Below are 23,198 nucleotides of genomic sequence, written 5' to 3' on the forward strand. Positions count from 1 at the left end.
TATATGCATCCATGCATATTCTTTGTCTCAAGCCGCTCGACAAAGCAGCTCGAAACGAAGCTCTTTAGTTCCACCACACAGGCAGCGATGAACCGGCCTTAACGGTTCAGAGGGTTGGCAACTGACCCGGGTGTGCAGCGTAAAGCACCAGAAGCAGTTATCCGGCGGGCAGGGACCGCGGTCGGGAAAAAAACAGGTGGGCACATACAGCCCCGGTTGGCCGAAAGGCTGGCGCGAAGGCCCGACAGAAATTCAAAGGCAAAGCAGATGTTGAGAGATTGCAGATGTGGACATTGCCAAAAACTTCTTGCCCGGACGGGCGACTACACGGAACTCCAGATCAAATGTTCTCGATGCGGAACATTGAATCATGTGAAGGCCCAGAGCCTCGAGCGATCGCCTGTGAGCGACACGGAAGCTGTATCGACAGCTTTGATCAATCATTCTTCTCAATAGGTGAACACGCATGATCGAAATCAAAAAACACATTGCCCCGCTCTTGCTGACCGCTGCGCTACTTGGTTTCGGAGGTAGTGCGGTTGCGGCTAATCTCCTGGTCAATGGTAGCTTTGAACAACCTGGCTGCAGCACTACCTGTGTCCTTGATACCACCGCGCAAACAAACCTCATCACTGGCTGGACGACATTTCTGTCCGGTATCGAGTACTTGACGCCCGCTGCAATCGCCGGTTCCACAGGTCCTGACGGCACTTCGATGGTTGACCTCGCGAATTACGTTTATCGCAATGGCGGGGGAATCCAGCAGAACTTTGCCACGGTGGTCGGGGCCAGGTATCGATTGACCTTCAGTGCGGGTAATTCGCGATACGCTAGCCGTGCCGGCGACGGTGTTGTTCAGGTAAAGGTGGCTGGGGAAACCGTCAGCTTCAATACTCCGGTTGCCCAAGGTGTTGCGATCGAATGGGGCACCATCACTTACGATTTCACCGCGACCACTCCTCAAACGACGTTGGCCTTCTCTAACGAGCAGAACCCATATGGCAATTACGCCTTCATCGACAATGTAGTCGTCGAGGCCCTGTAATTTTCAGCGGTGTTTTTCCATCCGCACTTGCGGTGACAACGTTGCGATTGCATGCGGCGCCGGGTCCCGGGCGCCGCTCTTCGCTGAATCCCTGCATTCATCAATCACCCTGGGAGGCGTGACATGACAAACGAGCATCAAGCGTTGCTGGACATTCCGATCTGGCTCGTCATCGTCCTCGCCTTGCTGGGCGGGGTGTCCGGCGAAATGTGGCGCGCAGACAAGGAAGGTGCCCGCGGCTGGTCGCTCTTACGGCGCCTGGCCCTGCGCTCCGGGGCCTGCATGATCTGCGGCGTCTCGGCGATCATGCTGTTGTACGCCGCTGGCATGTCGATCTGGGCAGCCTGTGCATTTGGATGTCTGACAGCGATGGCCGGTGCCGACGTGGCCATCAGGCTTTATGAGCGTTGGGCGGCCATGCGAATCGGTGTTGGCGATGTACCGTCGCAGGATAACCGCTCCGACAGATAATCATAAATAGTAGAGGTCAAACCATGCCGCTGACTGAACGGCAACTTCTCAAAATCATGCCAGGCGCCCGCACCCAAGCGGGCGTTTTTATTTCTGCTCTCAAAATTGCCATGGCTAATCACCGCATCAACACGCCCAAGCGCATCGCTGCGTTCCTCGCGCAAGTCGGTCATGAGTCCGGGCAGTTGCAGAACGTGCGGGAGTTGGGCAGCGATCAGTACCTGAGCCAGTACGATAGGGGTGCCCTGGCTGTTCGCCTTGGCAATACCGCAGAACCTGACCGCGACGGCCAGAAGTACCGCGGACGAGGCTTGATTCAGGTCACCGGTCGCAACAACTACCGTCAGTGCAGCCTCGGCCTGTTCGGCGACGAACGTCTGCTGGCCGCGCCTGAACTGCTCGAGCAACCGCAATGGGCTGCTGAATCCGCTGCGTGGTATTGGGCGCAAAACGGTCTGAACGAATTGGCCGATCGCGACCAGTTCAACAGCATCACCCGCCGTATCAACGGCGGTTTGAACGGGCTACAGGATCGCTTGCAGCTATGGGCGCGGGCGAGGGCAGTGTTATGTCAGCCTTCGGTTTGATTTCGGCGCCTTACCAAACGGCCGTCAGTGTTGTTTTACTGGTGGTGCTGGCGGGCGGCTCGGCGGCGCTGGCCTGGCGTATTCAGGATTGGCGCTACGCGGGGCGACTGGAAGAACAGGCCAGGTTGCACCATGAAACGCTGAATCAACTGACCCTGGTTGCTCAAACCCAGAGGCAGGCGGAGCAGGACAGGCGCCTCTCCCTGGAGCAGCAATTGTCCACCAGCGAAAAAAAACATTACCGAGTGCTAAGCGATGTTCAGCGTGATCAGGATCGCCTGCGCGATCGTCTTGCCACTGCTGATCTGCGCCTGTCAGTCCTCCTCGATGCAGGCGATGTTGCCCCCGACCGTGCAGTGCCAGGCACCTCCGGCCCCGGCGGCGTGGATCATGGCGCCGTACGCGCCCGACTTGACCCGGCGCATGCTCGACGAATTATCGCCATTACCGACGCCGGCGACCGCGGACTGATTGCCTTGCAGGCTTGTCAGGCTTATGTCAGAGCGCTTGCGCACTAACATTTTGATCGGTCCAGTCGCTTGCAAGTGCAGTCTGCTGGTGTACGGTTAACCCATCCCGCCCCATCAGGAGATGACCGTGAAAGTAATTACCCAGCTCGCCGCTGACCTTGGCAGGCAATTGCAGATTCTCAATGCCCACGTTTCCACGGCCGAGTCCTGCACCGGAGGCGGGATTGCCGAGGCGATCACCCGTATTCCGGGCAGCTCGGCGTGGTTCGAGGCCGGTTACGTCACTTATTCCAATCTGCAGAAGAACCTGCAACTGGATGTTCCTGTGGAGTTGTTCACCACGGTGGGGGCGGTCAGCCGCGAGGTGGTCGAAGCGATGGCCAGGGGCGCGCAGGAGAAAAGTCGCGCGTATTTTTCCGTGGCGGTCAGTGGCGTAGCCGGGCCGGACGGTGGTTCGCCGAGCAAGCCGGTGGGGACGGTTTGGCTGGCCTGGGGCGTGGGCGAGCGAGTGTTCAGCGAGTTGCAACACTTCGCCGGTGACCGCGACGAGGTGCGCCGACAAACGGTGAAGGCCGCGCTAGAGGGGCTGCTGCGCTATGCCGCGGCAGAAATCTCAAATCAGGGGTAGGCGATCCGGAATCGCTGTGGAATAATACTGGCTACTTATACAGGTGTTGGCCGTCAGGCCTTATTGATTACGTGAGGACTTTAATGGACGACAACAAGAAGAAAGCCTTGGCTGCGGCCCTGGGTCAGATCGAACGTCAATTCGGCAAGGGTGCCGTAATGCGTATGGGCGATCAGGACCGTCAGGCGATCCCGGCCATTTCCACTGGCTCTCTGGGTCTGGACATCGCTCTCGGCATCGGCGGCCTGCCAAAAGGCCGTATTGTTGAAATCTACGGTCCTGAATCTTCCGGTAAAACCACGCTGACCTTGTCCGTGATCGCCCAGGCTCAAAAAGCCGGCGCGACCTGCGCATTCGTCGACGCCGAACACGCCCTCGACCCTGAGTACGCCGGCAAGCTGGGCGTCAACGTCGACGACCTGCTGGTTTCCCAGCCGGACACCGGCGAGCAGGCCCTGGAAATCACTGACATGCTGGTGCGTTCCAACGCGGTTGACGTGATCATCGTCGACTCCGTGGCCGCCCTGGTGCCAAAGGCTGAAATCGAAGGCGAAATGGGTGACATGCACGTGGGCCTGCAAGCCCGCCTGATGTCCCAGGCGCTGCGTAAAATCACCGGTAACATCAAGAACGCCAACTGCCTGGTGATCTTCATCAACCAGATCCGCATGAAGATCGGCGTGATGTTCGGCAGCCCGGAAACCACCACCGGTGGTAACGCGCTGAAGTTCTACGCATCGGTTCGTCTGGACATCCGTCGTACTGGCGCGGTGAAGGAAGGTGATGAAGTCGTCGGTAGCGAAACCCGCGTCAAGGTCGTGAAGAACAAGGTGGCTTCGCCGTTCCGTCAGGCCGAGTTCCAGATTCTTTACGGCAAGGGCATCTACCTCAACGGTGAGATGATCGACCTGGGTGTTCTGCACGGTTTCGTTGAGAAGTCCGGCGCCTGGTATGCCTATGAGGGCACCAAGATCGGTCAGGGCAAGGCCAACTCGGCCAAGTTCCTGGCGGACAACCCGGAAGTCGCGGCAAAGCTGGAGAAGCAACTGCGTGACAAGCTCCTGTCCCCGGCATCGGTAGCAGACGCCAAAGCTTCTGCGGTCAAAGAGACCGAAGACGACCTGGTTGACGCTGATATCTGATCGAAGCGATGACCGCCGTACTCGATACACTCGTCGCGGTGCGGCGAACCGCAATGGACCTGCTCGCACGACGCGAGCACGGTCGAGTCGAGCTGACGCGTAAACTGCGTCAGCGCGGCGCCCTCCCTGAAATGATCGAAACAGCACTCGACCGGTTGACGGAAGAGGGGTTGTTGTCTGAAACCCGTTACCTCGAAAGTTTCGTTTCCTACCGCGCCCGTTCCGGTTATGGCCCTTTACGCATTCGTGAAGAGTTGAGCCAGCGCGGCCTGCAGCGCACCGATATTGAACTTGCCCTGCGTGAGAGCGGTATCGACTGGCAGGAGCAACTGGCCGACACCTGGCGACGTAAATTCTCCGGGCAATTGCCAGCAGATGTCCGGGAGCGCGCCAAGCAAGGCCGATTCCTGGCGTATCGGGGATACTCCATGGAAATGATCAACCGCCTGTTCAGCGGTCGAGGGATGGACGACTGAACTGAAACGGCCCGCTATTTCGATAGCGGGCCGTTTTTTTATGCCTCACGTAACCTTTGACGGCTCCCGCGTGCGTTGTTGTGCCTGGGATTTTGATTGTGCCCAGTTTTCCGGCAGGTTGATGTAGTCCACAAGTTCGCGCAGGCGGCCATGATTGCGGGCGTTGAAGTTGAAGACCAGTCGCGCCAGATGGCTGAATTCGGCTTCGTCGTGTTCCTCGCCACTATAAGCGTGCTGATGGAAATGATCGCTCAGGCGCAGGTCGGCGAAAGCCTCCTGCATGTGTTCGAGTGCCTGGTCGTTGAGTGAGTGATTCATGCGAATCAGGAACTGATGTTTGAGCCAGCGACTGGAGTGGAAGTTGCTGTAGAACTGGTTGATGTGCTCTACCGCTTCTTCGACGTTGTAGACCAGTCTCACCAGCTTCATGTCAGTGGGCAGGATGTAATGGTTTTCCTCCAGTTGCTGGTGAATGAAGTCCAGTGCGCCTTGCCAGAATTTACCGCCCGGCGCGTCGAGCAGCACCACGGGCACCAATGGGCTCTTGCCGGTCTGTATCAGCGTCAGCACTTCCAGGGCTTCATCCAGCGTGCCAAAGCCGCCCGGGCACAGCACCAGGGCATCGGCTTCCTTGACGAAGAACAGCTTGCGGGTGAAGAAGAAATGGAAGGGCAGCAAGTTGGTCGTGCCGTCGACAGTGGGGTTGGCATGCTGCTCGAAGGGCAGGGTGATGTTGAACCCCAGGCTGTGTGTCAGGCCGGCGCCCTCGTGGGCGGCGGCCATGATGCCGCCACCGGCACCGGTAATGACCATCATGTCCGAGCGCGCCAGAGCGGCGCCGAGTTCCCGGGCCATCCTGTAGAGCGGGTGTTCCATGGGGGTACGGGCCGAGCCGAAAACAGTGACCTTGCGCCGTCCCTTGAATTGTTCGAGCACGCGGAAGGCCTGTTCCAGTTCGCGCAGGGCTTGCAGGGTGATTTTGGCGTTCCAGCGGTTGTGGTCTTCCTGGGCCATGCGTAGCACGGTCAGGATCATGTCGCGGTAGATCGGGATGTTCGGGCTGTTGGGTGAAATCAGCTTGAGTTGTTCTTCGACCTTGCTGAGGAGGTCGTGGCCGCTTTCTTCAAAATGACGGCTCAGGAGGTCATTCGGTTGGTAAGGCATTCAACTTCTCCTTCTGCACAGAACCCTCGGCCTGACAACGTACGCCGGTGCCACGACACTTCATGTGTCGCTGTCTGCCCAGGCCCATGCCTGGGCGATCTAATTGACCCGAAAGGCATCGGATCATCCAAACAGGTTCTGTTTTTCCCTTGGATGAAAGAAACAATCGCACAACACGGTAAGCGACGGCCAGCCCCCTTTCCAGCCCTGAAAAAGTGAAGGTGGATACCTGAAATCTAGACCTTCACAATGATTTGCGCTGTTTGATCATTGCGCCACAACGTCTTTGCTGGCAACCGCTTATTGACGATTTGCAAGGTGGTTTCACCGCTCGTCTGAACAGGCGTCGCATGGGCCGCACTCTGATTTACTAAGTTACAGGTGCCACACGACAACTTTGCGTCAACGGCAGGGCGCACGGTACATGCAGTTCAAGGATTTAATCGCTCAAACATGAGTGAAGTGCAGGGAGGCGGGAAACCATGGCCAGAGTCGTTCTGGAGGTCGATACGCAACTGTATCGATTGTTGAAGTCGTCAGCCGAGGCCAATCATTTGAGCCTCGAAGAGGAGTGCTGCCGGCGTTTGCGTGGCGGCGAACGCCGTTCGCATTACTTGCAGGCGCTGCTGGCAGAATTGCGCGCCGAAGATGAACAGCGGCGCGCCAATTCCCGGTGATTACTTTTTCTTCTTGGCCGGTTGCAGGCAATCCGATTCCTGGAAGCTGGCGGAGCCGACTGGACGGTTGGTCTTCACCTCGGTGAAGTCGTAACGCATGATCGCGCCCTTGGCCATCAGCTTGCGAAACCCTTCGTTCCTGCAGACAGAAGCGCCCAACTGGAAGTACACCGCCTTCGGGTCTGCACGCATCTTGTCGGCGTGGCTGCTCTGCACACTCAGGTGGTTGATCAGTTGTTTGCCTTCAACGGTGTAGCCTTGATCGAGAATGTCTTCGTTGATCGCTCGTGGAGTGCCGACGCTGCTCTGGGTGGCGACGTTTTGCAGCATTTTGTTCAGTTCCGTGTCTTTCAAGGACGCAGCCTGGGCATTGAGGGACGACGCCAGCAAAATGGCCGCGGTAGGAACGATAAGGCGCAGCATGAAACTCTCCTGGTTCAGTGATGGGGGTTTGACCCGTCACGTGACTGTGCGTTCAGTGGCGGCGAATTATAGGGGAGGCGGGCTGGACGGTACAGGCTTGCGCCGGGCGGTCTGGTAAACTGCTGGCACTTTTTACCCTGTCGAGTGTGTTTCGTGTCGAGTTTCCTTCTCTGTGGGCGTTGTCCGCTATGAGCCCCACCCCCGCGCGCTTTGCCATGAATGCCGTAGCCCGCTTGCGCGATCAGCGTGAGGAGGAGGGCATCAAGCCGATTCAGGCCCGTGGCTGGCGTGCGCCGCGTTGCCGTGATTGCCGGGTGATCGAGAGCCACTGCCTGTGCGCATGGCGTCCGCAGGTCGCGACCCGCTCCGGCGTATGCCTGATCATGACCAACAAGGAAGTGTTCAAACCAAGCAACACCGGTTGGCTGATCGCCGACGTGGTCCCTGACAACCACGCCTTCATCTGGTCCCGTACGGAGGTCGATCCGAAGTTGCTGGCGCTGTTGTCCGACTCGCAATGGCAGCCCTACCTGGTGTTTCCGGGTGAATATGTCGAGCCTGAGCGGGTGACAAACAGTGTGGATGTCGATGGCACGAAGCGTCCGTTGTTCATTCTGTTGGACGCGACCTGGACCGAGGCGCGAAAGATCTTTCGCAAGAGCCCCTATTTCGATCGATTGCCGATCCTCAGCCTGCTGCCCGAAAAACTCTCGCGCTACCGGTTGCGTCGCTCGACCCGTAGCGAGCATCTGTGCACGGCGGAAGTGGCGGCGCTGTGTCTCGACCTTGCGGGCGATGTCGACGCAGCCTCGGCGCTGGATGCCTACTTTGATGTGTTCAGCCAGCATTACCTCGACGCCAAACATCAGTTGGACATGAACGTTTCGACCCCGGCGCATGCCGAGTTGATGCCCTATGTCCAGTCGGTCACTCCTTTGATGGACTGATTGTCGCTCATACTGCAATAAACTGTACCGGGCATGCTGCTTGACCACCCCGGCTTCGCTGGGCATGCTTGGCGCCGATCAGGGTGCGGCCAGCGTTTGCAATGGCGTTTCTTGCGTTGAACGTGCCTGGTCAGTGCAGCTCCATGGCTGTGCCTTGAGGTGCTTTGGCGAGCTCCGAATACATCGGGCGTCCCATGAAAAACAGGATCATTTGAAAAATGGCCACATACGAAATCCTGATTGCCGATGACCATCCGCTGTTTCGTAGTGCCTTGCATCAAGCGTTGACCCTGGGCCTTGGCCCGGATGTCCGTCTGGTGGAGGTGGCGAGCATTGCCGAACTGGAAGTCCGCCTGACGGAAAAGTCCGACTGGGATCTGGTGCTGCTGGACTTGAACATGCCGGGGGCCTACGGTTTTTCCGGGCTGGTCCTGCTGCGCGGTCAGTACCCGCAGATTCCGGTGGTCATGGTCTCGGCCCAGGAAGAACCGACCATCATGGTCAAGTCCCGTGAGTTCGGCGCCAGTGGCTTCATTCCCAAATCCAGCGACTTGAGTGTGATCCAGAAAGCCGTGCGTGCGGTCCTCGATGGCGATGTGTTCTGGCCACCGCAGGCGTTCGAAGCGGTCAGCGTTTCGGCAGAGGCCAAGGCGGCCAGCGAAGGCCTTGCCAGCCTGACACCGCAGCAATTCCGGGTGCTGACCATGGTCTGCGAAGGCTTGCTGAACAAGCAGATCGCCTACGAGCTGAGTGTTTCCGAGGCGACTATCAAGGCGCACGTGACCGCGATTTTCCGTAAACTGAATGTACGGACCCGGACCCAGGCCGCGCTGCTCTTGCAACAACTTGAGTCAACTTCCAGCCACTAAAGGCTGGTTACTTCACGCTTTTTTGACTTTGGTTGAACTAGCTTTCCCACTTCCTTTTTTGTCAGTTGCCCACTCTATGTCACCTTTCAAAGGCCAGACCGGTCTGAAACGTATTCTCAATGCCTCCGGTTATTCGCTGGATGGCCTGCGCGCAGCCTTCACCGGCGAAGCCGCCTTTCGGCAACTGGTATTGCTCAACGTCATCCTGATTCCCTTGTCGTTCTTCCTCAATGTCAGCCGGGTCGAACAGGCGTTGTTGATCGCGGTCTGCCTGTTGGCGTTGATCGTCGAGTTGCTCAATTCGGCCGTGGAAGCGGCTATCGACCGTATTTCCCTTGAACGGCACCCGCTGTCCAAGAATGCCAAGGACATGGGCAGTGCCGCCCAGTTCGTGGCATTGAGCATGATTGCCCTGGTGTGGGCGGTCATCCTGCTCTAAGCGATCGTCGGCAGTACGATCTCGTCGCTGCGCTGAACCCCGGCGGTGAAGGCGCGGCACAGGTCGAGGAACTCGCGCATCGCCGAGGTCTGATATTTCTGTTTATGCCAGATGAAATAAAACTGTCGCGCCAGATCCAGATCCGGCGTCTCGACAGGCACCAGGCTGCCGCGGCGGAATGCGTCGCGCAAAGCCAGCCGGGAAATGCAGCCAATCCCCAAACCTGACTCCACCGCGCGCTTGATCGCTTCGGTGTGCTCAAGCTCCAGGCGGATATTCAAGGAAGAACGGTGATGACGCATGGCTTGATCGAAGGTCAGCCGTGTGCCGGAGCCCTGTTCGCGCAAGATCCACGCTTCGTGGCTCAACTCGTCCATGGTGGCCGTGCCGCGCTTGGCCAGCGGATGCTGAGGGGCGCAAAACACCACCAGTTCGTCCTCGACCCAGCTTTGCACTTCGATGTCCGGGTGACTGCAGTCGCCTTCGATCAGACCCAGGTCAATTTCATAGTGGGCCACCTGTTGCACAATGTTGGCAGTGTTCTGCACGTGCAGCTTCACCTGGCTTTCCGGATGGCGCTGCATGAAGCTGCCGATCAGCAGGGTGGCCAGGTAATTGCCGATGGTCAGGGTCGCGCCCACGGCCAGCGAGCCGAAACCGGACTTGCCATTGAGCAGGTCTTCGATTTCCTTGGCCTGGTCGAGCAGGGCGACCGCTTGCGGTAAAAGTTGTTTACCAAGGGCGTTCAGGCTCAGCCGTTTGCCGGCGCGGTCGAACAACTGGCAGCTGCACTGGCGCTCCAGTTCGGTGATCGAGGTGCTCGCCGCCGATTGCGAGAGGTTGAGCAGGCCCGCAGCACGGGACACGCTTTCCTGCTGGGCGACGGCGACGAATACTTGAAGTTGACGGAGAGTAAATCGCATATCGATATAACCGATAACCCTTATCTTAATAATCCATTTAACAGATATTGTCTCTGCCTTTAGAATGCGATGCAATTGCGCAGAGCTGGCTTTCTTGCAGAGCACACCGAACACGCGCAGACCAATCTCCAGGAGTCCCACGTACATGAGCAACATGAACCACGAGCGTGTCCTCAGTGTTCACCACTGGAACGACACTCTGTTCAGCTTCAAGTGCACCCGTGATCCGGGCCTGCGCTTCGAGAACGGTCAGTTCGTGATGATCGGCCTGCAACAGCCCAACGGCCGCCCGCTTATGCGCGCTTACTCGATTGCCAGCCCGAACTGGGAAGAGCATCTCGAGTTCTTCAGCATCAAGGTGCCTGATGGTCCGCTGACTTCGCAGTTGCAGCATCTGAAGGAAGGCGACGAGATCATCATCAGCAAGAAGCCTACCGGCACGCTGGTGCTGGATGACTTGAAGCCTGGCAAACATTTGTACCTGCTCAGCACCGGTACCGGTCTGGCGCCGTTCATGAGCGTTATCCAGGACCCGGAAACCTACGAGCGTTTCGAAAAAGTGATCCTGTGCCACGGCGTGCGTTACGTCAACGAAGTCGCTTACCGCGAGTTCATCACCGAGCACCTGCCGCAGAACGAATTCTTCGGCGAAGCCCTGCGTGACAAGTTGATCTACTACCCGACCGTAACCCGCGAGCCGTTCGAGAACGAAGGCCGCCTGACCGACCTGATGCGCAGCGGCAAGCTGTTCAGCGACATCGGCCTCCCTCCGATCAACCCGCAGGACGACCGCGCCATGCTGTGCGGCAGCCCGAGCATGCTCGACGAGACCAGCGAAGTGCTGAACAGCTTCGGCCTGAAGGTTTCGCCGCGGATGCGCGAGCCGGGTGACTACCTGATCGAGCGTGCGTTCGTAGAGAAGTGACCGCAGGTCACGTGTAGGAGCGAGCCTGCTCGCGATGGAGGTCAACGATAACGCGGGAAGCTTGATACCCAGCGGCGTCCTCAGGTTTTTCGCGAGCAGGCTCGCTCCTACAGTAGATTTGCAGCGCATCTGAAAAGCCCGCATGACTTGGGAAGGTCAGGCGGGCTTATTCGTTTCCAGCGTTCAGCCCTTTGCGGGTATGACTTCCAGGACGCGGATCAGCTCCGGTGTCGGGTAATGCCAGCGCACATCCAGGTCCCAGAACTGCGCGCCGTATTCCCGCTCGGGTGCAGGTATTTGATAGGCCGGGCGGGGATCCTGTGCCAGGCATTGCTCGATCAGCTCGACCAAAGGCTCATCAAGGCGCCGGGCATGCTCGTGAGCCTGCAGCAGCGCTGAGTCCGTCCACTGCACGGGAATCAGCCTTGGCGCAGCGCTGGCGATGCTGTTGGCGGCTGTATCGATGATGTCGGCGTAGGGCACGTAGGGCTTGATATCGAGAATCGGTGTGCCATCCAGCAGATCGATGCCCGAGATCCACAGGCGGTTGGCTTCGACCCTGTCCAGTTTCACCACTGATTGCCCGATGCCATTGGGGCGGTGGGTGGCGCGGGTGGCGAACACGCCCATGGATTTGTTGCCGCCGAGGCGAGGAGGGCGGACCTTCAGGCGAGGCTTTTCCTCCAGGGCCTGGTGGAACAGGAACAGCAGCCACACGTGGCTGACCTGCTCCAGGCCCTGTACGGCGTCCCCTTGATCGAACGGAGCCACCAGCTCCAGTACCCCACGGGCGGCCGGGGCCAGTTGTGGCTGGCGCGGAATGGCAAACTTCTCCTTGAAGCAGGAGCGTACGAAGCCGATGGGGGAAACGCTGTAGGTCATGGTTTGAGGTCGAGGCGGAGTCAGACCGGGATGATGCCTTAAAGATCAAAAGATCGCAGCCTGCGGCAGCTCCTACGCAGAACGAATTCCTCTGTAGGAGCTGCCGCAGGCTGCGATCTTTTAAAGGCTGAACCCGCCATCCAGAGGAATGATATTCCCCGTCATATAGGCTCCGGCCGTACTCGCCAGGCTGATCGCCAGCGCCGCCATCTCTTCCTCGCGGCCCCAGCGCTTCATTGGAATCAGCGCCGTATCCTCGGCCAGTGCCTGTTCATCATCGCCAATGTGCCGGGTCATCTTGCTCGGAAAACGACCCGGTGCGATCACATTGACATTGATGTGCTGGCTCACCAGTTCGCGCGCCAGAATCCTCGACAGTTGATGCAGCGCCGCCTTGCTCGGCCCGTAGGCATACGCCTGTTCGCCGAAGGATGAAATCCCGGCCACCGAACCAATATTGATGATTCGCGCGGGATTCTGCGCTGAACCGGCCTTGCGCAGCAGGGGCAGGAATTGCTGGATGCAGTTGAACACCGATGTCACGTTGAGCTGCATGACTTTTTCCCAGCCCTTGATCGGGTAGCTCTCCAGTGGTGCACCCCAGGTGGTGCCGGCATTGTTCACCAGGATGTCCAGATGGGAAATCTGCTCCCCCAGGCGTGTGGCCAGTTGCAGGACGCCCTCTTCGGTGGCGAGGTTGGCAACCATGGCGTGGCAGTGTCCAAGCGCGCCGAGTTCGTCGGCGGTTTGCCGGCAGGCTTCGGCGTCGCGGGCGCAGACGTACACGGTGGCGCCTGCTTCGACGTAGGCCTTGGCGATCATCTTGCCGATACCACGGGTGCCGCCTGTCACCAGGGCGGTGCGGCCTTGCAGGGAGAAGTAGGGATGCATGGCGAATCCTGAGAGCTGAGGGTCTTGATACCCTAGTCGTCAGCCGTTCGAAACGGAGCCACTATTTTTGCGCGGAATGAATGGCCATACGGCCAAGCCCTGAACCACCTGTGTAGGAGCTGCCGCAGGCTGCGATCTTTTTATTTTGATTTTTAAAAACAAGATCAAAAGATCGCAGCCTGCGGCAGCTCCTACAGGGGGGGCGGTGGTTTATTGGGGACGAACGCGAAGGGTCAGGCCCTTGAGGAAGTTGCGCAGCAACTGGTCGCCGCACGGGCGATAGTTGGTGTGGCCGAACTTGCGGAACAGCGCGCTCAGCTCAGGCTTGGACACCGGGAACTCGGCGGCCTTGAGGATCGCGTGCATGTCGTCTTCTTTCAGCTCGAATGCGACCCGCAGCTTTTTCAGGATGATGTTGTTGGTCACCGGCACTTCGATCGGCTGCGGCGGACGGCTTTCGTCCTTGCCGCGCTTGAAGATCACCAGGCCGTCGAGGAAATGTGCCATGACTTCGTCCGGGCAGCGTACAAAGCCTTCCTCGTCTTCCTCTTTCTTGTCGAGATAGGTCACCAGGTCTGCCAGGGTCACGTCCAGGCCGCCGAGCTTGATGATCTCGATGACTTTCTTGTCGCTGATGTCGAGCATGTAGCGCACGCTGCGCAGTACGTCGTTATGAATCATGTGTGCGGTCCTGATAATTCAGCTATGGGTGCCGCCGAAAACAGCAGCACCGAAAAGTGTGGCGGCGCGGATAGCCTTAGAACTTCTCTTTGCCGGACAAGTAGCGCCATTGCCCCACGGGCACTTTGCCGATGGACACGCCGCCGATGCGGATGCGGCGGATGGCGACGACCTTCAGGCCCACGGCCTGGCACAGCAGGGCGATGATGCCCGGTTGCGGGTTCTTCATGGCAAAGCGCAGGCGGTTTTCGTTCTGCCAACTGGCCTTGACCGCCGGCAACTCCTTGCCCTTGTAAGTCAGGCCATGGTTCAGACGGTTGAGGCCGTGAGCCACCATCTCGCCTTCAACCTCGACCACATACTCTTGCTCGATCTTGCTGGAGTCGGCGGTGAGCTTGCGCAGGATTTTCCAGTCCTGGGTGAACACCAGCAGCCCGCTGGCGTTGGCCTGCAGGTCGGTGCTGGCGGTCAGGCGCAGGAAGTGCCCGCGCAACGGACGCTTGCCGTAGCGGTGTTCTTCGCTCAGGGTCTCGGCGCCGAGGGTGGCCATGGCGGTGTATGCATCCATGCCGGCCGGCACGTTGAGCAACAGGGTCACCGGTTCCGGCGCGGTGGCCTTGGCTTCTGGATCAAGCTCGACTTTCTGGGTGTCGACCTTGAATTGCGGCTCGTCGATGACCACGCCGTCGACGGTGACCCAGCCGCCCTCGATGAACAGCTCAGCCTCCCGACGGGAACAGCCGACGAGTTCGATGAGGCGTTTGGAGAGACGAATCGGGTCAGTCATGTCAGGGCCGTAACAAAAAGGGGGTAGGCATTGTACCTGCCTGGCGCCGGTTAATCCCGGTTCCATTTGCACCGTGAGGCGTTTTGTGGGAGCGGGCTTGCTCGCGAAAGCGGTTTATCAGCCAATATCGATGTTGAATTTGATGGCCTCTTCGCGAGCAAGCCCGCTCCCACATTTGGTTCCTGGTTGTGTCAGCCACTGCGTGTGAGTTGTTCTGGATGACGCATACGCATGTGCAGCAACGGATACGGCTGGCCCATGCCATCGACTTCCGAGCGACCGATGACCTCGAAACCCTGTTTGAAGTAAAAGCCGAGGGCTTGCGGGTTCTGTTCGTTGACGTCCAGTTCATCGGCGTTCAGGTGTTCCAGGGCATAACGCAACAATTTCTTGCCCAGGCCCTGGCCGCGATGGTCGGGGTCGATGAAGAGCATTTCGATCTTGCCTGCCGCGACGCCGGCGAATCCGGTGATGCGCTGGCTCGAATCCTTGGTGCAGATCAGCATCACCGAGTCGAGGTAGCGGGTCAGCACCAGATTTTTCAGCAGTGCGATGTAGCTGTCCGGCAGGAAGTCGTGGGTGGCGCGCACCGAGGCCTCCCAGACCCGGGTCAATTCTTCGTAGTCGCCGAGTTTCGGCGTGTGGATGACCGAATGCTGACGCATGCCCGTCTGCCTCTTATGCAGTGGTTGATAGGAATCCTTCCATGTGCAAACGATAGCCGTAAAAAAGCCCCGCATCTCGTCAAGAGAGCGGGGCTTTTTGTATTTTTTGCGTTTAGATCTGTTCAGCCCACAGGTCGTATTCGTCGGCGTCGGTCACTTTGCACCAGACCTTGTCGCCTGGCTTGAGGTTGCTGCCGTTGTCGATGAATACATTGCCGTCGATTTCCGGGGCGTCGAAGAAGCAGCGGCCCACGGCGCCTTGCTCGTCGACTTCATCGACCAGCACTTCGATCTCGCGGCCGATGCGCATTTGCAGGCGCGCCGAGCTGATGGCCTGCTGGTGCGCCATGAAGCGCTCCCAACGGTCCTGCTTGACGTCGTCCGGGACGACTTCCAGGTCCAGGTCATTGGCCGGTGCGCCTTCTACCGGCGAGTACTGGAAGCAGCCGACACGGTCGAGCTGGGCTTCGGTCAGCCAGTTCAACAAGTACTGGAAGTCCTCTTCGGTTTCGCCCGGGAAGCCGACGATGAAGGTCGAACGGATGATCAGGTCCGGGCAGATTTCGCGCCAGTTCTTGATGCGTGCCAGGGTCTTGTCTTCGAAGGCCGGGCGTTTCATCGACTTCAGCACTTTCGGGCTGGCGTGCTGGAACGGGATGTCCAGGTACGGCAGGATCTTGCCGGCGGCCATCAGCGGGATCAGCTCGTCAACGTGCGGGTACGGGTAAACGTAGTGCAGGCGAACCCAGACGCCGAGGGTGCTCAGGGCTTCGCAGAGTTCGGTCATGCGGGTTTTCACCGGCGCGCCGTTCCAGAAACCGGTGCGGTATTTCACGTCGACGCCATAGGCGCTGGTGTCTTGGGAGATCACCAACAGTTCCTTGACGCCGGACTTGACCAGGCGCTGGGCCTCGTCGAGGACGTCGCCCACCGGACGGCTGACCAGTTTACCGCGCATCGACGGGATGATGCAGAAGCTGCAGCTATGGTTGCAGCCTTCGGAAATCTTCAGGTAGGCGTAGTGGCGCGGAGTCAGCTTGATGCCTTGTGGCGGCACCAGGTCGATCAGCGGGTTGTGGTCCTGGCGTGGCGGCACGACTTCGTGCACGGCGTTGACCACTTGCTCGTACTGCTGCGGACCGGTCACGGCCAGCACGCTCGGGTGTACGTCGCGAATGTTGCCTTCTTCGACGCCCATGCAGCCGGTCACGATGACCTTGCCGTTTTCCTTGATGGCTTCGCCGATCACTTCCAGGGACTCGGCCTTGGCCGAATCGATGAAGCCGCAGGTGTTGACCACCACGACATCGGCGTCCTGGTAAGTGGAGACAACGTCATAGCCTTCCATGCGCAGCTGGGTAAGGATGCGCTCGGAGTCGACCAGTGCTTTGGGGCAGCCCAGGGATACGAAGCCAACCTTTGGATTGGCCGACGCAGGAGTGGTGGACATGTCTAACCTCGGTATTTTGTGACGCCTCGTGCCGAGTGCGGCAAGACGACGGACGGGCGCTTATTTGGCGCCTCTGGTCAAAAAGTGCGCAATTCTAGCGATGGTAAGCCCACTTGACCAGCTTTATGCAGGGAAATACGACGAGTGCTGCGCTATGCTTCGCGCCGTTACGCTTTACTGGTTTTTTACAGTCAACAAAACGTCTGTAACCTGAAGTAAAACAGCGCATGCTGCACGACAAAGCATAGTGCTTCTTTCAAAGAAGCCCGGGTCTGAGAAGTAGGAGTGGTGGATGGGTCAGGCAAGTAGTCAGGCTGCCGGTGCAGAGCATTCGGCGGTGAAGCCGATCGGTATGCTGGTCGCGGCAGTCGGGGTGGTTTATGGCGATATCGGCACCAGTCCGTTGTACACCCTCAAGGAAGTGTTTTCCGGAGGCTATGGCGTGCCGGTCAACCATGACGGGGTGCTGGGGATTCTGGCACTCATTTTCTGGTCGCTGATCTGGGTCGTGTCGATCAAGTACATGATGTTCGTCCTGCGCGCCGACAACCAGGGCGAAGGCGGGATCATGGCCCTGACCGCACTGGCCCGGCGGGCGGCGGCGGGCCACGCGAAGTTGCGCACACTATTGGTGGTTTGCGGACTGATCGGTGCGGCGCTGTTCTATGGCGACAGCATGATTACCCCGGCGATTTCCGTGCTTTCGGCGATTGAAGGCCTGGGGCTGGCATTCGAAGGCATCGACCATTGGGTGGTGCCATTGTCACTGGTGGTGTTGGTCGCGCTGTTTCTGATCCAGAGTCACGGGACCGCGCGCATCGGCATTCTGTTCGGGCCGATCATGGTCACCTGGTTCCTGGTGCTGGGTGCACTGGGCGTCTATGGCATCAGCCAGCATCCGGAAGTCCTGGAAGCGATGAACCCGGTGTGGGGCGTGCGTTTCTTCATGGTGCATCCGGGCATGGGCCTGTCGATTCTCGGTGCCGTGGTGCTCGCACTGACCGGTGCCGAAGCGCTGTACGCGGACATGGGCCACTTCGGTCGCAAGCCGATCGCTCGTGCCTGGTTCATCCTCGTGCTGCCGGCGCTGGTGCTGAACTACTTCGGCCAGGGCGCGCTCCTGCTGGGCGATCCGGAAGCTGCCCGTAACCCGTTCTACCTGCTGGCACCGAGCTGGGCACTGATCCCGCTGGTCGGCCTGTCGACCCTGGCCACGGTGATTGCCTCGCAAGCGGTGATTTCCGGCGCGTTCTCCCTGACCCGTCAGGCGATCCAGCTCGGTTACATTCCGCGCATGCACATCCGGCACACTTCCAGTGCCGAACAGGGCCAGATTTACATCGGCGCGGTGAACTGGGCGTTGATGGTCGGCGTGGTGCTGTTGGTGCTGGGGTTCGAATCCTCCGGCGCCCTGGCCTCGGCCTACGGCGTGGCCGTGACCGGGACCATGCTGATGACCAGTATCCTGGTGTCCGCGGTGATCCTGCTGCTTTGGAAGTGGCCACCGGTGCTTGTGGTGCCGATCCTGTTGGGTTTCCTCTTGGTAGACGGTGTGTACTTCGCCGCCAACGTGCCGAAAATCGTTCAGGGCGGTGCATTTCCGGTGATCGCCGGTTTCGCGCTGTTTGTGCTGATGACCACCTGGAAACGCGGCAAGCAGTTGCTGGTCGAGCGCATCGATGAGGGTGGTTTGCCGCTGCCGATCTTTATCAGCAGTATCGCGGTACAACCGCCCCATCGCGTTCAGGGTACTGCCGTGTTCCTCACGGCGCGGCCGGATGCCGTGCCCCACGCGCTGTTGCACAACCTGCTGCATAACCAGGTGCTGCATGAGCAAGTGGTGCTGCTGACGGTGGTGTACGAAGACATCCCGCGGGTACCGCCGACGCGGCGCTTCGAGGTGGATTCCTACGGCGAAGGTTTCTTCCGGGTGATCCTGCACTTCGGCTTCACCGACGAGCCGGACGTACCGAAGGCGTTGAAGCTGTGTCATCTCGATGAACTGGACTTCAGCCCGATGCGCACCACGTACTTCCTCAGTCGCGAGACGGTCATCGCCTCCAAGCTCGAAGGCATGTCTCGTTGGCGCGAGGCGCTGTTTGCCTTCATGTTGCAGAACGCCAACGGCAATTTGCGTTTCTTCAATCTGCCGCTGAACCGGGTGATTGAGTTGGGTACTCAGGTCGAGATGTAAGTGACCAAAAAAGCCCCCGTTGCCTTGCGGCGGCGGGGGCTTTTTTGTGGGTGCGTGCAAAACGGGAAGACTATGGAAATTCAGTGTGGGAGCGGGCTTGCTCGCGAAAGCGGTGTGTCAAATTGCATCTATGTCGACTGACACGCCCCCTTCGCGAGCAAGCCCGCTCCCACAGGGGATCTGTGGTGCTCCAGAATGAAAAAGCCCCCGGGACCGTAAGGCAGCGGGGGCTTTTTGCGGGCTGTCAGATCACTCTGTAGCCGCCGTTTCCTTCGGCTGCCGCTTCTCGATCACCTCCACCAGACGCTTGGCCAGCGCCGGGTAGTTCTCGTCGAAGTGGTGGCCGCCAGGCAGCTTGATGGCTTCGCCTACCGCCGTCTTATCGGTGCAGCCACTCTCGTCGGTTTCTTCTTCACCGTAGATGCATACCACTTTGGCGGCTGGCAGCTTGGCCATCTCCGGGCCGGTGGCGGCTTCCTTGCCGGCGTTGCCGAGCCAGCCTTCGACTTCGATCTCGAAGCTGCCGGTGCGGGCGAAGGCCAGCAGGATGATCGCGTCGACGCGTTGCTGTTCCGATTCGGCCAGGCGGTTATAGATCGCCGGCAGAACGTCGGCACCAAACGAGTATCCGGTCAGGATGAAGCGTTTGGTGCCCCATTTCTGCCGGTAGTGCTGCATCAGTTCGGCCAGGTCCAGCGCGCTTTGCTCAGGGCTCTTGTGCTGCCAGTAGTAGCGCAGGGTGTCGATGCCCACCACCGGGTAGCCGATCTTGGCCATCTCGCCCGCCACGTCGCGGTCGAGGTCGCGCCAGCCGCCGTCACCGGACAGGAACAGGGTCACGGTGTCCCTGGCCTGACCGGCGGGCACTTCGACCACCGGAATTTGCAGGCCGCCAGCGGCTTTGTCGCCACCGACGAGGATCTTGCGCAGTTCGTTGTTCAGCACTTGCGGCAGGTTGATGTCGTAGTCGCTGATGCTGGTTTCGGCGTTCGGTTGATCACGCACGAAGCCGGCACTGGTGTCGTCCGGGTTGTCGTTCCACGCTGCCAGCCAATGGCCGTGGGCCGCGCTTTTGGGCAGCAGGTGAGTGCAGCCACCCTTTTCCAGGGCCAGGTCGACCGAGACGGCGTAAGCCTTGTCGTCCTTTTGCTCGGACAACCAGCGCCAGGCCAGCACGGCACCCGGGCCGATGCCGCTGACCAGGGTCGCCGGGCCTTTGAGTTCCCTCAGGCCCGATTGCAGGGCGCGGCTTTGCAGCAGGCAGTCCTTGGGCAGGATCACCTGGACAATCTGCGCCGAGCCGCTGCGGCTCAGGGTCATCAATTGCTTGTCGCTGAGTTTCTGGTCTTCGTTGACCGCCACCAGCACCTGGGCGCGAGGTGTTGTACCGGGGATGACGCGGGTCATCGCCGCACCATCGGTCGGGGTCAGGGATTCGAGGGTCGGTTCCGGCGCCGGACGTTTCAGGTACCAGAAACCGCCACCGAGAATCAGGGCCACTATCACCAGTGTGCCCAATACATACCGCAAGGAGCGTTGAATCATCAGCGTTTCACCAATCCGGTCAGGCCGCCCGCGATCAGGGCAGCAGTGTCGGCCAGCGCAACCAGCGGATCGAGTCCGGCGGGCACGGCCATATAACGGGGTTCCCAATCAGGCTGGAACTTGTCTTTGAAGCGGCGCAAGCCCTGGAAGTTGTACAGCTGCTCACCACGGCGGAATACCATCGAGCCCAAGCGCTGGGTCAATGGCGCGCCGCGACGGGGTTGCAACCCCGACAACGGCACCATGCCCAGGCTGAAACGCGCGTATCCATGGTTTTTATAATGTTGAATCAGGCCGACCATCATGAATTCCATGGTCAGCTTCGGGGCGTCCGGGTGCGCGCGCATCAGGTCGAGGCTGGCCAGGTCGTGGCCGTAGGTCTCGAGCAAGTTGGCGAACGCGACCGGGCGTCCTTCGAAACGAATCACCGCGATGCGGAAATACTTCAGGTAGTCGTCGCTGAAACGGCCCAGCGAAAAACCTTTCTCGCGGACGTTCTTGCCGGTCAGCCAGGCATCGGAAATCACCTTGAGGTCATCCATCGGCGCCTGGCCCGGCTCGAAGATCTCCAGCGACAGGCCGTCACGGGTGCCACGGTTCCAGGTGTAGCGCAGGTCCTTCATCTCTTTGCCCTTGGCTTCGAGATCAAAACGCTTGAGATCGACCCGGGCTTCTTCGCCGAGCTTGATCGCGGTCAGGCCGATGTCCATGTAGTACGGCAGGTTCTCTGCGCGCACTTGATAGAACACGGGGCGGGCGTGGTGGATGTCGCACAGGTCGCGGAACTGCCAGATCATTTCCGCCCGTTGCTGGCCCGGGCCGATCGGGTCATACAGCGCCACCAGGCTGCGGCCGCGACGGGCGTACATCAGGAACGCCTCGTCGTTGGGGTGGAACAGCAGCGCCTTGTCACCGGTCAGGGCCAGGCCGCCATCGGGTTGCGCGGAGGCCATGAGGATCTTGCTGGCGCGCTCCAGCTCTTCGGGTGTCGGCAGGTGAATGACCGGACGTGCGGTGCGCAGCAACCAGGTCAGCGACACCACGACCAGCAGCACGGCGGCCCCGAGCAGCGAACGCAGGCCGCGAGGGGCATCGGCGTCCAGAGTGAATTGCCACCAGAGTTGATGACTGTACGGAACGTCCTGATAGGCGAACAGCAGCAACCAGATCGACGCCCCGAGCACGCACAGGCTGGCCACCAGGTACAGCGGCGAGAACGGTACTTCGGTCAGACGGCTGGGGCGGTAGAACGAGCGGCGGAATACCCCGAGCAGGCTCGCCGTCAGCACCATCAGGCTGGCTTCTTCCCAGTCGAAACCCTTGAGCAGTGAGAGCAGGGCGCCGACCAGCAACAGGATGGTGGTCAGCATCCACGCGGCCGACAACCGGCGGCGCAGGCCCTGGGCCAGCAACAGGCACAGCACGCCGACCAGGCTGGCGCCAAAGTGCGAAGCATCGACCAATCGATGGGGGATCAGAAAACCGATGTGTTCCAGGCGGGTGTCGATTTCCGGGGTGGCGCCGGAGAACAGCAGGACAACACCGGACAAAAACACCAGCACCGCCAGTATCGGCGCCGCCAGGCCCGAGGCCGCGCGCAATGTCTGGCGAGTCTGGAACAGGCGCTGACCTTCGTTGACCAGCAACAGCAGGCAGGCCACCAGCAAGGGCAGGACCACGTAGATCAAGCGATAGAGCAGCAGGGCGGCCGCCAGCGGCGCAGCACCCAGTGTGTCGGAAAAGGCTGCCAGCAAGATCGCCTCGAACACCCCGACACCGCCCGGCACATGACTGAGCACGCCAGCGGCCAGCGCCAACAGGTAAACCAGAAGAAACGCACCGAAGGGTGGCGTTTCCGGCAGCAACAGATAGAGCACCGTTGCGGCGGCGGCAACGTCCAGGGCGGTGATGATCAGTTGCAGGAACGTCAGGCGAGTCCCGGGGAGGCGCAGTTTGCGGCGCCCGATCCTGACCAGCAGGTTGTCCGGGTAAGGCTGTTCCGGCAACCGGCGACGGTAGATACCGATGGCCAGCACCGAAAACAGCACGAGCACGGCGCTCGCCACTATGCCAAGCAATGTCTCGGAGATTCCCAGGGCGGTGGCGGCGGCAGGCAGGTCGCTGAGCGTCGCCAGGGCGGCCAGCGGCGGCAGGGCGCAACCCAGCGAGAGGCTGGCAAACAGCGTCATGCGCGCGACTTCAGCTGCTCCCAGGCCATGACGGGCATAGAGGCGATAACGCACCGAGCCGCCCGACAACATTGAAAGGCCGATGGCGTTGCCGATGGCAAAGGCCGTGAACCCGCCCAGTGCCAGCGTGCGCGGTGCCAGGTTCACATCGGCATAGCGGCTGGCCGACCATTCGTAGCCGAGCAGAATGATGAAGCCCACCACGGTTGCGCCCAGGGCGCCCAACAAGGCAGGTTTTGGAACTTCGAGGATCGAGTCGTGCAGCGCGTAAAGGTCGAGTTCGCTCAGCAGGTGGCGACAGGCAATCAACGCGATCGCGAACAACAGCAGGGTGACCGCCAGGCCAATGGGTTGACGGTATTTGCTCAATCGATCAAGCAGGCGCAAACGCTCAGCCTTGATCGGTTGTGTCGCTGTGACAGTGTCTTGTGAATCAGACGAGTTGGCGCGCATCAATCACCTCTTGGATTGTGCGCGACAGGATGGGGGTATCCAGCCAAGTTACCAATCCCTGTAGAAAAAAATAATCACAAATATTAACGCCTATCACCGGGCGGCGGGGACGGCGCGACATCAGTCGTGAAGGCTTCAGCCTGCGATAGAGCATAGTCTGAACCCGGCGCATGGGTGGCCCCAAACGGCTTGCTGCACAGTGACAGATCATTGTTGCGAAAGGACTTTTTCAACAGATACAAAAAAGGCCACTCTTTCGAGTAGCCTTTTTTGAT

25 protein-coding genes are annotated in these 23,198 nt (G+C 59.8%); 14 read left to right on the plus strand and 11 right to left on the minus strand.

Translation table 11 applies throughout. The annotated features are described in order from the left end of the window. Nucleotides 1-267: 267 nt before the first annotated feature. From ACEN83_RS05530 to recX, 8 genes are all read left to right on the plus strand, one after another. Nucleotides 268-456, plus strand: a complete 189-nt coding sequence (locus tag ACEN83_RS05530; protein WP_116583009.1) for a Com family DNA-binding transcriptional regulator — start codon at nt 268-270, stop codon at nt 454-456. Nucleotides 457-466: 10 nt separating this feature from the next. After that, nucleotides 467-1,045 (plus strand): DUF642 domain-containing protein, encoded by a 579-nt coding sequence (locus ACEN83_RS05535; protein ID WP_116583010.1) that lies wholly within the window; start codon nt 467-469, stop codon nt 1,043-1,045. Nucleotides 1,046-1,168: 123 nt separating this feature from the next. Then, the gene (locus ACEN83_RS05540) at nt 1,169-1,516 is read left to right on the plus strand and encodes a phage holin family protein (RefSeq protein WP_495579718.1); all 348 of its coding nucleotides are present in this window, start codon (nt 1,169-1,171) and stop codon (nt 1,514-1,516) included. Between the two features lie 23 nt (nt 1,517-1,539). Beyond that, a complete protein-coding gene (locus tag ACEN83_RS05545) occupies nt 1,540-2,103 on the plus strand; it encodes a glycoside hydrolase family 19 protein (protein WP_495579719.1) in 564 nt (187 codons plus the stop codon). Then, the gene (locus ACEN83_RS05550; protein ID WP_495579720.1) at nt 2,085-2,621 is read left to right on the plus strand and encodes a lysis system i-spanin subunit Rz; all 537 of its coding nucleotides are present in this window, start codon (nt 2,085-2,087) and stop codon (nt 2,619-2,621) included. The genes ACEN83_RS05545 and ACEN83_RS05550 overlap by 19 nt, the downstream gene beginning before the upstream one ends. A 79-nt stretch (nt 2,622-2,700) precedes the next feature. Further along, the gene (locus ACEN83_RS05555; protein ID WP_007971146.1) at nt 2,701-3,201 is read left to right on the plus strand and encodes a CinA family protein; all 501 of its coding nucleotides are present in this window, start codon (nt 2,701-2,703) and stop codon (nt 3,199-3,201) included. 83 nt (nt 3,202-3,284) lie between these two features. Beyond that, nucleotides 3,285-4,343, plus strand: coding sequence for a recombinase RecA (gene recA / locus ACEN83_RS05560; RefSeq protein ID WP_007971148.1), 1,059 nt, complete (start codon nt 3,285-3,287; stop codon nt 4,341-4,343). An 8-nt stretch (nt 4,344-4,351) separates the two neighbouring features. Continuing rightward, a complete protein-coding gene (gene recX / locus ACEN83_RS05565; protein WP_095965054.1) occupies nt 4,352-4,819 on the plus strand; it encodes a recombination regulator RecX in 468 nt (155 codons plus the stop codon). 45 nt (nt 4,820-4,864) lie between these two features. Here recX and ACEN83_RS05570 read toward each other — a convergent pair whose 3' ends face one another. After that, on the minus strand, nt 4,865-5,983 hold the full coding sequence (locus ACEN83_RS05570) for an LOG family protein (protein ID WP_495579721.1): 1,119 nt from the start codon (nt 5,981-5,983) through the stop codon (nt 4,865-4,867). Between the two features lie 482 nt (nt 5,984-6,465). Here ACEN83_RS05570 and ACEN83_RS05575 point away from each other — a divergent pair, with 482 nt between their 5' ends. Continuing rightward, nucleotides 6,466-6,660: a hypothetical protein gene (locus ACEN83_RS05575; RefSeq protein ID WP_007971153.1), complete on the plus strand. Its 195-nt coding sequence runs from the start codon at nt 6,466-6,468 to the stop codon at nt 6,658-6,660. On the opposite strand, the gene ACEN83_RS05580 is transcribed toward ACEN83_RS05575, so the two are convergent. Continuing rightward, entirely contained in the window at nt 6,661-7,083 is a 423-nt protein-coding gene (locus ACEN83_RS05580; RefSeq protein WP_007971154.1) for a quorum-sensing-regulated virulence factor family protein, read from the minus strand. Between the two features lie 188 nt (nt 7,084-7,271). Between ACEN83_RS05580 and ACEN83_RS05585 the strand changes: the two genes are divergently transcribed. The 3 genes from ACEN83_RS05585 (at nt 7,272) to ACEN83_RS05595 (ending at nt 9,338) form a co-directional block, all read left to right on the plus strand. Then, nucleotides 7,272-8,030, plus strand: a complete 759-nt coding sequence (locus ACEN83_RS05585; protein WP_495579722.1) for a tRNA-uridine aminocarboxypropyltransferase — start codon at nt 7,272-7,274, stop codon at nt 8,028-8,030. 218 nt (nt 8,031-8,248) lie between these two features. Continuing rightward, the gene (erdR, locus tag ACEN83_RS05590) at nt 8,249-8,899 is read left to right on the plus strand and encodes a response regulator transcription factor ErdR (protein WP_007971156.1); all 651 of its coding nucleotides are present in this window, start codon (nt 8,249-8,251) and stop codon (nt 8,897-8,899) included. 76 nt (nt 8,900-8,975) lie between these two features. After that, the gene (locus tag ACEN83_RS05595; RefSeq protein ID WP_015093791.1) at nt 8,976-9,338 is read left to right on the plus strand and encodes a diacylglycerol kinase; all 363 of its coding nucleotides are present in this window, start codon (nt 8,976-8,978) and stop codon (nt 9,336-9,338) included. Here ACEN83_RS05595 and ACEN83_RS05600 read toward each other — a convergent pair. Further along, nucleotides 9,335-10,261 carry a LysR family transcriptional regulator gene (locus tag ACEN83_RS05600; protein ID WP_033047456.1) on the minus strand — a complete coding sequence of 309 codons (927 nt, stop codon included), beginning with the start codon at nt 10,259-10,261 and terminating at the stop codon, nt 9,335-9,337. The two genes, ACEN83_RS05595 and ACEN83_RS05600, sit on opposite strands and share 4 nt — an antisense overlap. A gap of 145 nt (nt 10,262-10,406) precedes the next feature. Between ACEN83_RS05600 and fpr the strand changes: the two genes are divergently transcribed. After that, nucleotides 10,407-11,186 carry a ferredoxin-NADP reductase gene (gene fpr, locus ACEN83_RS05605; RefSeq protein ID WP_003443014.1) on the plus strand — a complete coding sequence of 260 codons (780 nt, stop codon included), beginning with the start codon at nt 10,407-10,409 and terminating at the stop codon, nt 11,184-11,186. A gap of 183 nt (nt 11,187-11,369) precedes the next feature. Here the strand turns inward: fpr and tsaA are convergent, their stop codons facing one another. The 6 genes from tsaA to rimO all read right to left on the minus strand — a co-directional run bounded on the left by tsaA (nt 11,370) and on the right by rimO (nt 16,542). Further along, on the minus strand, nt 11,370-12,068 hold the full coding sequence (gene tsaA, locus ACEN83_RS05610) for a tRNA (N6-threonylcarbamoyladenosine(37)-N6)-methyltransferase TrmO (RefSeq protein ID WP_495579723.1): 699 nt from the start codon (nt 12,066-12,068) through the stop codon (nt 11,370-11,372). A gap of 120 nt (nt 12,069-12,188) precedes the next feature. Continuing rightward, complete coding sequence (locus tag ACEN83_RS05615) at nt 12,189-12,959, minus strand: SDR family oxidoreductase (protein ID WP_258684448.1); 771 nt, start codon at nt 12,957-12,959, stop codon at nt 12,189-12,191. Between the two features lie 210 nt (nt 12,960-13,169). Further along, nucleotides 13,170-13,640 carry a YehS family protein gene (locus tag ACEN83_RS05620; protein WP_007971161.1) on the minus strand — a complete coding sequence of 157 codons (471 nt, stop codon included), beginning with the start codon at nt 13,638-13,640 and terminating at the stop codon, nt 13,170-13,172. A gap of 76 nt (nt 13,641-13,716) precedes the next feature. Continuing rightward, nucleotides 13,717-14,427, minus strand: coding sequence for an rRNA pseudouridine synthase (locus tag ACEN83_RS05625; RefSeq protein ID WP_495579724.1), 711 nt, complete (start codon nt 14,425-14,427; stop codon nt 13,717-13,719). 191 nt (nt 14,428-14,618) lie between these two features. After that, nucleotides 14,619-15,092, minus strand: coding sequence for a GNAT family N-acetyltransferase (locus ACEN83_RS05630; RefSeq protein WP_495579725.1), 474 nt, complete (start codon nt 15,090-15,092; stop codon nt 14,619-14,621). A 112-nt stretch (nt 15,093-15,204) separates the two neighbouring features. Continuing rightward, nucleotides 15,205-16,542, minus strand: a complete 1,338-nt coding sequence (rimO, locus tag ACEN83_RS05635; RefSeq protein WP_007971167.1) for a 30S ribosomal protein S12 methylthiotransferase RimO — start codon at nt 16,540-16,542, stop codon at nt 15,205-15,207. Nucleotides 16,543-16,834: 292 nt separating this feature from the next. On the opposite strand from rimO, the gene ACEN83_RS05640 reads away from it, so the two are divergent. Beyond that, on the plus strand, nt 16,835-18,736 hold the full coding sequence (locus tag ACEN83_RS05640; protein WP_007971169.1) for a potassium transporter Kup: 1,902 nt from the start codon (nt 16,835-16,837) through the stop codon (nt 18,734-18,736). Nucleotides 18,737-18,985: 249 nt separating this feature from the next. Here ACEN83_RS05640 and ACEN83_RS05645 read toward each other — a convergent pair whose 3' ends face one another. After that, a complete protein-coding gene (locus ACEN83_RS05645; RefSeq protein WP_495579726.1) occupies nt 18,986-20,281 on the minus strand; it encodes a virulence factor family protein in 1,296 nt (431 codons plus the stop codon). Continuing rightward, nucleotides 20,281-22,923 (minus strand): bifunctional lysylphosphatidylglycerol flippase/synthetase MprF, encoded by a 2,643-nt coding sequence (mprF, locus tag ACEN83_RS05650; RefSeq protein ID WP_495579727.1) that lies wholly within the window; start codon nt 22,921-22,923, stop codon nt 20,281-20,283. Before mprF ends, ACEN83_RS05645 begins: the two co-directional genes overlap by 1 nt. Nucleotides 22,924-23,198 lie beyond the last annotated feature (275 nt).

It is taken from the genome of Pseudomonas sp. Pseusp49 (assembly GCF_059491875.1).

What these genes read in the sequence shown, in the direction of transcription:
- recX (WP_095965054.1), top strand. Translation starts at nt 4,352, where the DNA reads ATGACCGCCGTACTCGATACACTCGTCGCGGTGCGGCGAACCGCAATG.
- fpr (WP_003443014.1), top strand. Translation starts at nt 10,407, where the DNA reads ATGAGCAACATGAACCACGAGCGTGTCCTCAGTGTTCACCACTGGAAC.
- ACEN83_RS05550 (WP_495579720.1), top strand. Translation starts at nt 2,085, where the DNA reads ATGTCAGCCTTCGGTTTGATTTCGGCGCCTTACCAAACGGCCGTCAGT.
- ACEN83_RS05600 (WP_033047456.1), bottom strand. Translation starts at nt 10,261, where the DNA reads ATGCGATTTACTCTCCGTCAACTTCAAGTATTCGTCGCCGTCGCCCAG.
- ACEN83_RS05625 (WP_495579724.1), bottom strand. Translation starts at nt 14,427, where the DNA reads ATGACTGACCCGATTCGTCTCTCCAAACGCCTCATCGAACTCGTCGGC.
- ACEN83_RS05585 (WP_495579722.1), top strand. Translation starts at nt 7,272, where the DNA reads ATGAGCCCCACCCCCGCGCGCTTTGCCATGAATGCCGTAGCCCGCTTG.
- mprF (WP_495579727.1), bottom strand. Translation starts at nt 22,923, where the DNA reads ATGCGCGCCAACTCGTCTGATTCACAAGACACTGTCACAGCGACACAA.
- ACEN83_RS05620 (WP_007971161.1), bottom strand. Translation starts at nt 13,640, where the DNA reads ATGATTCATAACGACGTACTGCGCAGCGTGCGCTACATGCTCGACATC.
- ACEN83_RS05615 (WP_258684448.1), bottom strand. Translation starts at nt 12,959, where the DNA reads ATGCATCCCTACTTCTCCCTGCAAGGCCGCACCGCCCTGGTGACAGGC.
- ACEN83_RS05630 (WP_495579725.1), bottom strand. Translation starts at nt 15,092, where the DNA reads ATGCGTCAGCATTCGGTCATCCACACGCCGAAACTCGGCGACTACGAA.
- ACEN83_RS05570 (WP_495579721.1), bottom strand. Translation starts at nt 5,983, where the DNA reads ATGCCTTACCAACCGAATGACCTCCTGAGCCGTCATTTTGAAGAAAGC.
- recA (WP_007971148.1), top strand. Translation starts at nt 3,285, where the DNA reads ATGGACGACAACAAGAAGAAAGCCTTGGCTGCGGCCCTGGGTCAGATC.
- erdR (WP_007971156.1), top strand. Translation starts at nt 8,249, where the DNA reads ATGGCCACATACGAAATCCTGATTGCCGATGACCATCCGCTGTTTCGT.
- ACEN83_RS05580 (WP_007971154.1), bottom strand. Translation starts at nt 7,083, where the DNA reads ATGCTGCGCCTTATCGTTCCTACCGCGGCCATTTTGCTGGCGTCGTCC.
- rimO (WP_007971167.1), bottom strand. Translation starts at nt 16,542, where the DNA reads ATGTCCACCACTCCTGCGTCGGCCAATCCAAAGGTTGGCTTCGTATCC.
- ACEN83_RS05640 (WP_007971169.1), top strand. Translation starts at nt 16,835, where the DNA reads ATGGGTCAGGCAAGTAGTCAGGCTGCCGGTGCAGAGCATTCGGCGGTG.
- ACEN83_RS05645 (WP_495579726.1), bottom strand. Translation starts at nt 20,281, where the DNA reads ATGATTCAACGCTCCTTGCGGTATGTATTGGGCACACTGGTGATAGTG.
- ACEN83_RS05545 (WP_495579719.1), top strand. Translation starts at nt 1,540, where the DNA reads ATGCCGCTGACTGAACGGCAACTTCTCAAAATCATGCCAGGCGCCCGC.
- ACEN83_RS05535 (WP_116583010.1), top strand. Translation starts at nt 467, where the DNA reads ATGATCGAAATCAAAAAACACATTGCCCCGCTCTTGCTGACCGCTGCG.
- ACEN83_RS05540 (WP_495579718.1), top strand. Translation starts at nt 1,169, where the DNA reads ATGACAAACGAGCATCAAGCGTTGCTGGACATTCCGATCTGGCTCGTC.
- ACEN83_RS05595 (WP_015093791.1), top strand. Translation starts at nt 8,976, where the DNA reads ATGTCACCTTTCAAAGGCCAGACCGGTCTGAAACGTATTCTCAATGCC.
- ACEN83_RS05575 (WP_007971153.1), top strand. Translation starts at nt 6,466, where the DNA reads ATGGCCAGAGTCGTTCTGGAGGTCGATACGCAACTGTATCGATTGTTG.
- ACEN83_RS05530 (WP_116583009.1), top strand. Translation starts at nt 268, where the DNA reads ATGTTGAGAGATTGCAGATGTGGACATTGCCAAAAACTTCTTGCCCGG.
- tsaA (WP_495579723.1), bottom strand. Translation starts at nt 12,068, where the DNA reads ATGACCTACAGCGTTTCCCCCATCGGCTTCGTACGCTCCTGCTTCAAG.